This window comes from Vibrio sp. SCSIO 43133, assembly GCF_023716845.1.
Lineage (GTDB): Bacteria > Pseudomonadota > Gammaproteobacteria > Enterobacterales > Vibrionaceae > Vibrio > Vibrio mediterranei.
The window spans coordinates 692,055-704,260 of record NZ_CP068024.1 but is presented as its reverse complement, the minus strand read 5'-3'; the positions used below and the strand labels follow the sequence as shown (position 1 = coordinate 704,260).

At 44.9% G+C, this 12,206-nt stretch carries 8 protein-coding genes; 1 reads left to right on the top strand and 7 read right to left on the bottom strand.

The genetic code is table 11. From position 1 onward, the window contains the following. Positions 1-23: 23 nt before the first annotated feature. The 5 genes from galT to mglB all read right to left on the bottom strand — a co-directional run bounded on the left by galT (position 24) and on the right by mglB (position 6,083). Positions 24-1,076 carry a galactose-1-phosphate uridylyltransferase gene (galT, locus tag JKJ11_RS03455; protein WP_252038744.1) on the bottom strand — a complete coding sequence of 351 codons (1,053 nt, stop codon included), beginning with the start codon at positions 1,074-1,076 and terminating at the stop codon, positions 24-26. A 51-nt stretch (positions 1,077-1,127) separates the two neighbouring features. Further along, the gene (gene galE / locus JKJ11_RS03450; RefSeq protein ID WP_006071928.1) at positions 1,128-2,147 is read right to left on the bottom strand and encodes a UDP-glucose 4-epimerase GalE; all 1,020 of its coding nucleotides are present in this window, start codon (positions 2,145-2,147) and stop codon (positions 1,128-1,130) included. Between the two features lie 299 nt (positions 2,148-2,446). Next, a complete protein-coding gene (gene mglC / locus JKJ11_RS03445) occupies positions 2,447-3,454 on the bottom strand; it encodes a galactose/methyl galactoside ABC transporter permease MglC (RefSeq protein ID WP_006071930.1) in 1,008 nt (335 codons plus the stop codon). 10 nt (positions 3,455-3,464) lie between these two features. Further along, positions 3,465-4,973 carry a galactose/methyl galactoside ABC transporter ATP-binding protein MglA gene (gene mglA / locus JKJ11_RS03440; protein WP_006071932.1) on the bottom strand — a complete coding sequence of 503 codons (1,509 nt, stop codon included), beginning with the start codon at positions 4,971-4,973 and terminating at the stop codon, positions 3,465-3,467. Between the two features lie 135 nt (positions 4,974-5,108). Beyond that, positions 5,109-6,083 (bottom strand): galactose/glucose ABC transporter substrate-binding protein MglB, encoded by a 975-nt coding sequence (gene mglB, locus JKJ11_RS03435; protein WP_006071934.1) that lies wholly within the window; start codon positions 6,081-6,083, stop codon positions 5,109-5,111. Positions 6,084-6,525: 442 nt separating this feature from the next. Between mglB and JKJ11_RS03430 the strand changes: the two genes are divergently transcribed. Next, entirely contained in the window at positions 6,526-7,869 is a 1,344-nt protein-coding gene (locus JKJ11_RS03430; protein ID WP_006071935.1) for an MATE family efflux transporter, read from the top strand. Between the two features lie 54 nt (positions 7,870-7,923). Here JKJ11_RS03430 and JKJ11_RS03425 read toward each other — a convergent pair whose 3' ends face one another. Together JKJ11_RS03425 and JKJ11_RS03420 are read right to left on the bottom strand one after the other, a co-directional pair. After that, a complete protein-coding gene (locus JKJ11_RS03425) occupies positions 7,924-9,009 on the bottom strand; it encodes an ABC transporter ATP-binding protein (protein WP_006071937.1) in 1,086 nt (361 codons plus the stop codon). Positions 9,010-9,089: 80 nt separating this feature from the next. After that, complete coding sequence (locus JKJ11_RS03420) at positions 9,090-12,194, bottom strand: beta-galactosidase (RefSeq protein ID WP_124940677.1); 3,105 nt, start codon at positions 12,192-12,194, stop codon at positions 9,090-9,092. Positions 12,195-12,206 lie beyond the last annotated feature (12 nt).

Genomic DNA, 12,206 nt, shown 5'->3' with positions numbered 1-12,206 from the left:
CGCAGCAACATCAAATTCTTAAATTATTGTTGTTTGTAATGAACGTCGCTCAATGCTCTTAGACGCTCTGCTGCTTGCTCAGCGGTTAAATCACGTTGTGATTCGGCCAGCATTTCATAGCCCACCATAAACTTACGAATGGTTGCAGAGCGCAATAATGGTGGATAGAAAATAGCATGCAGCTGCCAATGCTCTGTGCTCTCACCTTCATCAAAGAATGGCGCGTAGTGCCAACCCATGGAATAAGGGAATGAACACTCAAATAAGTTGTCGTAACGAGACGTCAGCTTCTTAATTGCTACCGTTAAATCGTCTTTTTGTTCTTCACTAAGTTCACTCATGCGACGAATGTGTGTCTTAGGGAGCAACATCGTTTCGAATGGCCACGCCGCCCAGTATGGGACCACGGCAAGCCAGTGCTCTGTTTCTACTACCGTACGGGAACCGTCTTGCATCTCTGCAGTGACATAGTCCACTAGCAGGTTTGAGCCTTGTTGCTGATAGTATTCGCGCATTAAGCGGTCTTTTCGCTCAATTTCATTAGGAAGAAAGCTGTTCGCCCAAATTTGGCCATGAGGGTGCGGCTGTGAGCAGCCCATTGCTTCACCCTTGTTTTCAAATGCTTGAACCCAAAGGTATTCTTTGCCCAATTCTTCAATTTGCTCATTCCAAGTATCAACGACACAACGAAGCTCTTGGGGGCTAAGCTCAGGAAGCGTTTTACTGTGGTCTGGCGAGAAGCAGATAACGCGACTTAAACCGCGTACCCCTTGGGTTTTAAACAACGGATTGTCTGATTCAGGAGCATCCGGAGAATCTGGCATCAAAGCCGCAAAGTCGTTACCGAACACGTAAGTGCCTTGGTAATCTGGGTTTACATCACCAGAAATGCGCTCGTTGGTCGGACACAAAAAGCATTTCTCATCGTAAGTTGGTAATTGAACGTGAGAGACCTCTTCATTCTGACCACTCCAAGGGCGCTTAGCACGGTGTGGCGATACTAGGATCCATTGGCCTGTGAGAGGGTTATAACGGCGATGTGGGTGATCTACTGGGTTAAATTCAATGCTCGACATAATGCTTACTCAATAGTTAAATTCTAAAAATCAATTGGATAACAAAGCGGTCTATTCGCTGTCATAACCATTAGGATTGTTTGACTGCCAATGCCATGAATCAGCGGTCATGTCTTGCAATGTACGTGTTGCTTTCCAGTTTAAATCGGCTTCTGCCTTGGCCGTACTTGCCCAGCACTCTGCGATATCACCAGGACGGCGCGGCTGCAAATCATAAGGAATAGGCTTACCACAGGCTTTCGCAAAAGCATCCACCATCTCTAGTACACTGCTGCCTTTGCCGGTACCAAGGTTATAGATATGCAATCCAGACTTAAGGCCAACGGCTTTCAACGCCGCGATGTGACCATCCGCTAAATCCATGACATGAATATAATCGCGAACGCCAGTACCGTCTGGTGTTGGGTAATCATTACCAAACACCGCTAACTTTTCACGGCGACCAACAGCTACTTGAGCAATAAATGGCATTAGGTTGTTCGGAATACCTTTTGGATCCTCGCCCATAGTGCCCGAGGGATGTGCGCCAACTGGATTGAAGTAGCGTAGTAAGGTGATGCTCCACTCTTCGTCCGATGTGAATACATCGCTTAGGCAGCGCTCGACCATAAACTTGCTGGTGCCATACGGATTAGTCGTATTGCCAACAGGAGACGTTTCGGTGATAGGTACTACTTCTGGATCACCATAGACTGTGGCAGAAGAGCTGAAGATAATACTCTTCACGCCTGCTTTTCTCATTGAACGTGCAAGTACTAATGTGCCATTCACATTGTTGTCATAGTACTCGATAGGTTTGGCAACAGACTCACCCACAGCCTTGAGACCAGCAAAATGGATCACCGACTGAATTTCATTTTCCTCAAAAATACGGTCAAGTAGTGCTTCGTCGCGAATATCACCCTGATAAAATGTCGGTGCTTGACCCGTTAATGCTTCAATGCGTGATAGCACGGCTTGATTCGCATTACACAAGTTATCGATGATGATAGGCTCGATACCACTTTCCAGCATTTGAACGCAGGTATGACTGCCGATATAGCCCATTCCACCCGTCACTAGTACTTTCACATTACACTCCTACGTTAAACTCTGATTATTGAGCGAGTTGTTACGCGAATACGCTCGTTATTCTCAAACTGAGGAAATTGTAGCAATAGCCAGCAAGATCGATCTGTGATCAAGCGCAAAAAGTGTAAACGTTTACACTAATTTCAATAAAAAACAGCTACTGATAGCGTAAAAGTGGATATGAACACCTTTAGTTAAGGACCCTAAACCCAAAAACCAAAGTTAAACGATTACACAAATTTAACCAATAGCTGTGAAAAGGAAACAAAAAGGCGCCCGAAATGGACGCCTATTGGAAGTTACTTCTTGTTCGCGTACTTCATTGAGTCAAGTGCGACCGCGAAGATAATGATGGAACCTTTAATGATGTACTGCCAGTACGGACTCACACCAATATAAGTCATACCATAGTTGATAACGGTAAAGATAAGAACACCGGTAACGACCCCGGCGATACTACCGACACCACCTGCAAAGGACACACCACCCACCACACAGGCCGCAATGGCATCAAGCTCGTAGAGGAAACCTAAGTTGTTGGTGGCACTACCGATACGGCCTGCTTCTAACATACCGCCGAAAGCGTAGAATACACCAGACAACGCGTACACTTTTAACAGCGTCATTGGTACGTTAACGCCCGATACTTTCGCAGCTTCCGGGTTACCACCCACTGCAAAGATGTTTTTACCAAAGACCGTCTTGTTCCATAGAATCCACATAAAGATGATGGCGATAATGGCGTAGAAGGTTATGTAGGAGAACCTAAAATCTCCCATCCGTATAAAACCTTGCGTGAACACAGAAAAGCGCTCATCGAAACCTGCAATCGGTGATGCACCTACAGAGTCGTAGTAAAGAGAGTTAATACCATAAACGATGATCATCGTACCTAGAGTAGCGATGAACGGTGTTACTTTGAGGTAAGCAACGATGATACCGTTCACTAAACCGATGATTGCACCGATAGCACAAACAACAAGGATAACCGCAACAATTGGCACTTCACCAATGCTTGGGAAAACCTTGTTTACGTTATCAACGGATTGCAGTAACGTCGCGGAGACCACCGCTGCTAAACCAACCTGACGGCCTGCAGAAAGGTCAGTACCCTGAGTCACAATCAAGCCAGCCACACCCAGAGCGATAATGACACGCACCGAGGACTGAGTCAGGATGTTACTGAAATTACGTAAACTTAAGAAAGACGGTTCTTGAATCACGATTACCGCTAACAAGATAAAAAGAACCGCATAAATAGCCCCTTCTTTGAGGTGCTTTAGTGCAAATGTTTTTACTGAGTCCATAATATTTTTCCTAGAGGTAACGAGAGGCCAGCTCTAAAATTTCATTCTGAGTAGTATTCTTCGTCTCGACGACACCAGCAGCACGACCATTACTCATCACAAGAATTCGGTCGGTGATACCCAATAGTTCCGGCATTTCTGAAGAGATAATGATGATGCCTTTGTTCTTCTTCGCTAACTCTAAAATAAGTTGATAGATTTCGAACTTCGCACCAACGTCGATACCACGAGTTGGTTCATCAAGCATGAGAATTTCAGGTTGCGTTAACAACCAGCGACCAATGATGACCTTTTGTTGGTTACCACCAGACAGTGATCCAATCGCCGTTTCATGACCCGGCGTCTTCACGCTCATTGAATCAATCACCCATTGAGTGTCACTTTTCATTTTCTTATTGCTTAGCAAACCAGACTTGGTTTTGTATTCCTCAACGTTCGCCACTAAGGAGTTAAAGGTAATATCAAGATTGCCGTAGATACCGGTCGAGCGACGCTCTTCGGTAACCAAAGCAAAACCATTGTTGATCGCCTCATGCGCATCTCGATTTCGCATCTCTTTGCCGTTAAGCAAAATGGTGCCTTCGCTGCGCTCTCGAACACCAAAAATGGTTTCTACGATGTCAGTTCGTTTTGAACCCACCAAACCTGCAACCCCTAGGATTTCGCCGGCTTTAAGTTCAAATGAAACATCTTGAATAGAAGGTTGGTTAAGTGCGGTGAGATTTTTGACCTCAAGAATCGTTTCTTTAGGTACATTACTTTTTTCTGGGAAACGCTGCGTCAGTTCACGACCTACCATCATGGCGATAATAGAGTCCATAGTGAGACCTTCAAGAGGGCGCGTATCGACCCATTGACCATCACGGAGAATGGTGATGTCATCACAAATGGCAAAGATCTCTTCCATTTTGTGTGAGATATAAACAACGCCGCACCCTTTATCTTTCAATTTCTTGATGATGGTAAACAGGTGGTTTACCTCTTTCTCAGTCAGAGAGGAGGTTGGCTCGTCCATGATCACGATTTTTGCATCGTAAGAGAACGCTTTAGCGATTTCCAACATCTGCATTTGTGATACCGATAAGGTATTCACTTTCACTTTAGGATCAATATTGATGTCGAGTTCTTTAAAGATCTCTTTGGTATCATGGTACATTTTGTCGTGATCGACAAAGAGGCCTTTCTTTGGATAGCGGCCAAGCCAAATATTATCCATAACGGTACATTGAAGTACCTGGTTCAATTCTTGGTGAACCATTGAAACCCCAGATTCCAATGCTTCTTTTGATGATTGAAAATCGACATGCTTTCCTAGGAAAACAATATCGCCTTCATCTTTTTCGTATATTCCGAATAGGCATTTTAGTAACGTCGACTTACCCGCCCCATTCTCACCCATTAACGCATGAATAGAGTGTGGTCGAACTTTAAGATTTACCTTGTCTAATGCCTTAACCCCTGGGAAAGACTTACTCACCCCTGTCATTTCTAACAGAAATTCATGCTGTTGATTTTCCATGGCATCACTTATTAATTATCTGGTATTAGGTAGAAATCAGACAAAACAATCCCATACCAATAATTTTAATGATTGGTATCGATATGCTTGGTAGGGATTAAGGGAGAAGTTATCACTTCTCCCTTATTTGCGAGATTATTCTAGAGTTGACTTATCAACGCCAACATAAGGAACACGTACAACTTTGTTGTTCAGTTCCCACTGAGTGCCTTCAGTTGCCGCTTTGCCATTTGCTAGGTTACGAGCCAATTCAAATGTTGCTTTTGCTTGAGAGTCTGCATCGTTAAGCACAGTACCCGCCATTTCACCAGACTTGATAAGCGCTAGTGCTTCCGCTAGAGCATCAACACCGAACACAGGGATATCAGCACCCGCACCTTTCAGCGCTTCTACTGCGCCCATTGCCATACCGTCGTTGTTAGCAATAACCACTTCAATCTTGTTACCGTTAGGGCCAGACAACCATGCGTCCATCTTATCTTTCGCCATCGCTGTATCCCACATGCCTGTATCCATGTGTAGCTCTTCAGTCTTGATGCCGTTGTCATTGATAGTTTTTACAGAGTACGTAGTACGTGCTTCTGCATCTGGGTGACCTGGTTCGCCTTTAAGAAGAACATAAGATAGAACGCCGTCGCCGTTCTTATCCCAAGATGGATTCGCTTTCCATTGCTGAGCAATTAAGTCACCTTGGATGATGCCTGACTCTTTAGAGTCAGTACCTACATAGTAAGCCTTATCATAGCTTGCTAGTGCTTTAGCACTTGGTTCTTTGTTATAGAAAACAATTGGCACGTCATCCATTTTCGCTTTCTGGATGATGGTTGGTGCCGCTGCAGGGTCAACTAGGTTGATAGCAAGCGCTTGAACGCCACGAGCAAGCATTACATCAACTTGGTCATTTTGCATAGACTGGCTGTTCTGAGAATCGTTCATCAGGATGCGAGTATCGCTGTCTTGGCCTGCTTCTTTCTCGATAGCTTGGCGAACTACAGACATGAAGTTATCGTCGTACTTGTAGATAGTAAAACCTACTGTTGTGCTTGCAACTGCTTGAGTTCCGAAGCCCATACCAGCACATAGCGCAGCTAGAAGAGTTAACTTTTTCATTGAACAAGTCCTATTTGTTAATTTTATAGTGTTTGTGTAGGGGATAAAAACGTTATTGTTTGACTAAATTGCATTCAAAGTGAAAACGTTTAACCCAGAGTATAGTGATAAAATGAACAATTAATGTGAGGAAGTTAAAAAAATTTACAAACGTAACAACATCTGTAACGAGTTGTTTAATTTGTTTGAAATGGTTAACACATCATGTAAAAACAAGCTCTCTGAACGTTTCATAGTGTAACATCGAGATCTTGGTCTCCTTTTTTACCGAATTTTGCTGCTGTAATTCTTACGCATTCTCGATCTTCTATGAGAACGTTTACAATAGTTCGGAATATGTCAAACTATCCCCTACCTTTACTAGTGGTATTGCGTTTACTCTATTTGAGAGTACACTTGCCGCCCCTTTAATCAGCTCCTCTATTTAATTAGGCGTAATCGAATGTCTGAAAATGCTTCAGCGCTCAACAAACGAATGAATATCGTAGCGTTGACTTGGCCAATCTTTATTGAAGTTTTGCTAAGAACCGCACTTAATACCACGGATGTGTTTATGCTCAGTGGGTACTCCGACTTAGCGGTATCCGCTGTTGGTGTTATTACCCAAATTACTTTCTTCTTGATTGTTGTTTCCATGATGGTAAGCAGTGGTACAGGAATACTTATCGCTCAATACAACGGCGCATCCAAATTCAGCGAGTCTGCACAAACTGGTGTTGCTAGTATCTTGTTAGCGGTAGTGGTCGGTGGCGTTCTCAGTCTGTCACTGTTTTTAGGGGCGGAACATTTTATCGCGCTATTTGGCCTTGAAGATCAAGTAGCAGCCTTTGGTTACGAATACCTGATCATCAGCGGCTCCATGACGTTCAATGTCACCATAGGCATAGTACTGACTACAATATTGCGTAGTCATGGTTACTCACGATCCCCTATGGTCATCAACCTCATCGCTGGGGTGATTAATATCGCCGGTAACTATGTCGCGCTGTACCAACCATTTGGGTTGCCAGTCTTTGGCGTTAGTGGCGTTGCAACTGCGACAGTAGTCAGCCAAGTGATCGGTACCTTATTGATGATCTGGGTCGTTCGTAAAAAACGCATTGAGCTGCCATTTAACCAATGGCGCGAGATCCCTAAAGCACTGTACAAAAAGATTATGAAGATCGGTGCCATGAACGCCGGAGAAATTCTCTCTTACAACATGGCGCAAATGACCATCGTATATTTTGTGGTGCAGATGGGAACCTCTTCCCTTGCCGCTTACACTTACGCACAGAACATCACTCGCGTGTCGTTTGCTTTTGCATTAGCTCTTGGGCAAGCCGGACAAATTCAGGCCAGCTACTTTATCGGTAAAGGCTGGATCGATGACATCTTAGGCCGAGTTCAAAAATACTATTTAGTGGGCCTAATCGCATCGACTGGTATTGTTGTACTGCTGTTTCTGTTCCGTTATCCATTGATTGATCTGTTCACACAAGATAGCGAAATTGTTGTTTTAGTGGCACTGCTTATTGGCGGATCAATATTTGTCGAGTCTGGACGCGTATCCAACTTAATATTCATCGCCGCACTCAAAGGTGCTGGCGATATCAAGTTCCCTGTAAAAATGGGGATCTTGAGCATGTGGGGTATTGCGGTTCTGTTTGCCTATCTGCTTGGCATTCATTGGGGCTATGGCGTAATAGGCGCTTGGATTGCTATTGGTATGGATGAGTGGGTTCGCGGTATCGTAATGATTCGACGCTGGCGCTCTAAAGTATGGACACGCTTCGCCTTGACGTAGCGGATAAAAAGTAGCGGATAGAAAAATGGGCTAGCGATTGCTAGCCCATTTTAGTTAGATGTTCGAAATACAAAGTGAATCTAAGAAGATATGGCAATCTTCTACATTGAAACTCAGATCCAACTCATCACCACGAACAACTTCAAAGTCACCTGAAACGTGCACTCGATAGTTATCAAAGCCCGCTACCATACCAAACAGGTATGTGCTGTTCCCCAAGCGCTCTACTGCTTGTGTTGAGAAATGAAGCTTCTGCTCACCAGAGTTATCCAAAGCAATATGCTCAGGACGCAGACCAAAGCTCACCTTATCGCCTTCTTTTACTTTAGACGTATCCACCTTGACCTTAATAGACTGCTCATCTGGTAATGAAATGGTAATGCTATCATCACCAACACTGGTAACGTGTGCAGGTAGCATGTTCATCTTTGGCGAACCGATAAAACCAGCTACAAACTCGTTAGCTGGACTGTTGTAGAGCTCAAGCGGAGAACCCACTTGCTCTACTTGACCATCACGTAATACGACAATCTTATCAGCTAGGGTCATCGCCTCTACCTGATCGTGGGTAACGTAGATCATCGTGGTATCAAGCTCGCGGTGCAAACTGGCAATTTGCAAGCGCATGTCTACACGCAGTTCGGCATCAAGGTTTGATAGAGGCTCGTCAAACAAGAATACTTTTGGATCACGAACAATCGCACGCCCAATCGCCACACGCTGACGCTGACCACCTGACATATCTTTAGGTTTGCGATCCATTAGATGATCAAGTTGTAGGGCTTTTGCTGCGCGGTCTACTCGCGTTTTGATTTCGTCTTTAGGGAAGCCATTCATCTTCATCCCAAAGCCCATGTTCTCCTCAACCGTTAAATGCGGATATAGCGCGTACGATTGGAATACCATCGCAATTCCACGCTCAGCCGGGTCAACATGGTTCACCACTTTGTTATCAATTTCTAAAACACCATCGGTGATCTCTTCTAGACCAGCAATTAGACGTAGTAGCGTTGATTTACCACAGCCCGATGGACCGACAAAAACAACGAATTCGCCTTTTTTGATATCAAGATCCACACCGTGAATAACGGTTGCATCACCATAGCGCTTCACTACATTGGAAAGTTTAATATCTGCCATGTTCTATCCTTTATTCTTTTTGTTCGCTTGCTAAGCGTCTACTTAGCAAGCGAAGTTCAATCTCTATGAATGATGAAACGCTATGCGTGCGCTGACATACGCAGCGTCAACTGATAGCGATATTGTTCAGCAAGCAACTTGAATTCTTCATGAACGCTTGGTGTCCATGAGTCATCACCGCCCACGCCCATATGGAAGCCATCGACGCGCACAAACAGTTTTCCGCTGTCCACCAATTCATTGGTATGTTTCGCTGCTTTCATCACTTCAGTGCTATAGCGACTGACGGAGAGGTGGTGCTCACCAGTAATCGATAACGCGCCAATTTGGCTCTGTTTAACATCACTGCGTAGGCCACAATCAGTTGGGAATATATAGGGCGTATGCATCTCTTCAATAGACGCTTGATAACGTCCCATATGCGCCGCCAGTTTTCTATCGCTGTAGTTTTCAAAAGGACCACGTCCATACCAGCTAACTGAATCGATTGTGTTAGCAAGTGCTAACTCCATACCGACTCGAGGCAGTGATGGCAGACCTTTAGCCGCGTTGACCGTTACATCTACGTTGACTTCACCATCATTGAAGACTTGATAAGTCCATAGTGTTTCAAACACTAACTGCCCTTCAAACGTATGAGCGTAGCGAGATTCTACTTGGTGGTATTTGCCACGAGCAAAGTGGTCAAAGCCAATACACTCGGCCGTCAACGATGGCAGACCTGCCGCATCCCAACGAGCTAGCCATGTTGTTGGATCCACTCGGTCAGCTTCACTGGTGCCGATGTCATTATCCAATGGCGCACGGTAGAAGTTATCTTTTGGAGCTTGCAGTAACGACTCTTGTCCTGCCACTAACCAAGACGTTAGATACCCTGTTGCGCTATCAAACGTAATAGATTGCTCACCCGCGGTCAGCGTCAAAGTATCACCTTTCACTACAGCATCAGGCAAACCAGAATCGTTACTTAGTCGCGGTGCTAGACCAAACTTCGCAGGTAGGGTTATTTGCTCAGCTGACACAAGATGACCAGCTTCAGACCATGTGGTTGCTGAGGTTTTTACAATCTCAACATTAAGATGGTAATCACTACCTAACTTAGTTTCTGGTAATGCTTCAGCTAACTGAATATCAAGATGACCTTCTGGAGAGATAATTAACTCCGTAGAGCCTTGAGCAATGGCAAAACCATCTTCTGTAATAGTCCAGTTTAATACCTCATCGCTTGGCGATGTAAATAGGTACTCACTTTGTACTCGAATCACTACAGGCTCAGTAGAGCGAAGAGTAACTTGATGGAATTGCTGCGCCTTTTTCGCTTCAAACAAAGTAGGATGCACGGTGCGGTCAGGGAAAATGAGACCATTGATACAGAACTGTCGGTCATTGATGTCATCACCAAAATCACCGCCATATGCCCAGTACTGAGTACCGTTTTCGTCGGTCTTAGTCAAACCTTGGTCTACCCAGTCCCAAATAAAGCCGCCTTGTAAGCGTGGGTACTCACGGAACACATCCCAGTATTTGTCGAAGCTACCTAAACTGTTCCCCATCGCATGTGCGTATTCGCAAAGGATAAGCGGGCGCTCTTCACCCGGCATTCCAAGCCACTTTTTGATGGCAAGTTTTGGAGTGACCGTTGGGTCGATATGATGACGCTGATCGCTGTCCACACGAGCATACATCGGCACGATAATATCGGTTGCTGCCGTATCGGAACCGCCACCTTCATATTGTACCGGACGTGATGGATCGCGAAGTTTAGTCCATTGGTACATTGCATGATGGTTGTTACCAATACCTGACTCATTGCCTAAAGACCAAATGATAATGGATGGGTGGTTTTTATCGCGCTCAACCAAACGAGTCATTCTACGCATATACGCGTTCATCCATGTGACATCATCTGACAGACGACACATTGGGAACTGACCGTGCGTTTCGATGTTGGCCTCATCAACTAGGTATAAGCCGTATTCGTCACATAACTCATACCAAAGTGGATCATTTGGATAGTGTGCGGTTCGCACTGCATTGAAGTTGTATTGTTTCAGCAGTTTGATGTCTTCAATCATGCCTTCACGAGTCATAGTGTGACCCATTTCTGGATGATGTTCGTGACGGTTAACCCCGCGCACCAACAGTGCCTTACCGTTCACCTTCAATTGACCGTCAGTGATCTCAACGCTGCGGAAGCCAACGTTGTATGCTTCACAATCCACCAACTGACCATCTTCGTCATTAAGAGAAACCACTAGACGGTAAAGATTCGGCTCTTCAGCACTCCATTTTTTCGGGTTTTCAATAGCAACCTGATGCTCAGCGACTTCTTGCCACGGACCTTTCTCATCGATGATGCGCTGACCACATAGTGCAGACTTGCGCCCAAAGATGCTATTGCCCAATTCATCAAACAGCTCAATATTGACGCTAAATGGTGAGGCTTTCTCAGTAAGCTTAGTGGTGACGTTTAGCACTGCATCGCGGTAGCACGCATCAAGCTCAGTGTTAACCTGTACATCAGCAATGGCTGTTTTTGGCTTAGTGCGCAGAGTAACGTTACGGAAAATTCCACTCAGCCACCACATATCTTGATCTTCGAGATACGAACCGTCAGACCAACGAAGAACCATCACTGATAATTGGTTTTCACCTTCAACGACAAAGTCAGTCAGGTCGAACTCAGCCGCTAGACGACTGTCTTGAGAATAACCAACCCATACTCCATTACACCAGATATGAAATGCCGAGTTCACACCATCGAAAGTCACGGTTTGGCGCTCATCAGCTTTGATGCTGTCGAGTGTGAATGACACACGATACAACCCTGTTGGGTTATCCTGCGGCACGATTGGTGGGGTATCAGCAAACGGATACTTAACATTGGTATAGATAGGTTTATCAAACCCCTGCAGTTGCCAGTTACTTGGCACTTGAATCGCGTCCCATTGACTGTCGTCAAACTCAGTTTCAACACACGATGCTTCAACCTGCTCCGGTTGAGAGAACAACTTAAATTTCCATTCACCGTTTAGCGAGCGCATATTCTCAGACGGTTGGTTCTCTTTTGCAGCAACTTCACTGTGAAACGCATTAAGCGGCGCATGTGCGTCCAGAACGTTATGATGCGTTACATGCTGGTTTTCCCACTCTCTAGCGGAAATTACTTGATCGAAAGTTCTCATTCTAAACATCTC

Bases quoted from the DNA above. Each gene is read 5' to 3' on its own strand.
- galT (WP_252038744.1), bottom strand. From the start codon at position 1,076: ATGTCGAGCATTGAATTTAACCCAGTAGATCACCCACATCGCCGTTAT.
- mglC (WP_006071930.1), bottom strand. From the start codon at position 3,454: ATGGACTCAGTAAAAACATTTGCACTAAAGCACCTCAAAGAAGGGGCT.
- mglA (WP_006071932.1), bottom strand. From the start codon at position 4,973: ATGGAAAATCAACAGCATGAATTTCTGTTAGAAATGACAGGGGTGAGT.
- mglB (WP_006071934.1), bottom strand. From the start codon at position 6,083: ATGAAAAAGTTAACTCTTCTAGCTGCGCTATGTGCTGGTATGGGCTTC.
- JKJ11_RS03430 (WP_006071935.1), top strand. From the start codon at position 6,526: ATGTCTGAAAATGCTTCAGCGCTCAACAAACGAATGAATATCGTAGCG.
- JKJ11_RS03425 (WP_006071937.1), bottom strand. From the start codon at position 9,009: ATGGCAGATATTAAACTTTCCAATGTAGTGAAGCGCTATGGTGATGCA.
- JKJ11_RS03420 (WP_124940677.1), bottom strand. From the start codon at position 12,194: ATGAGAACTTTCGATCAAGTAATTTCCGCTAGAGAGTGGGAAAACCAG.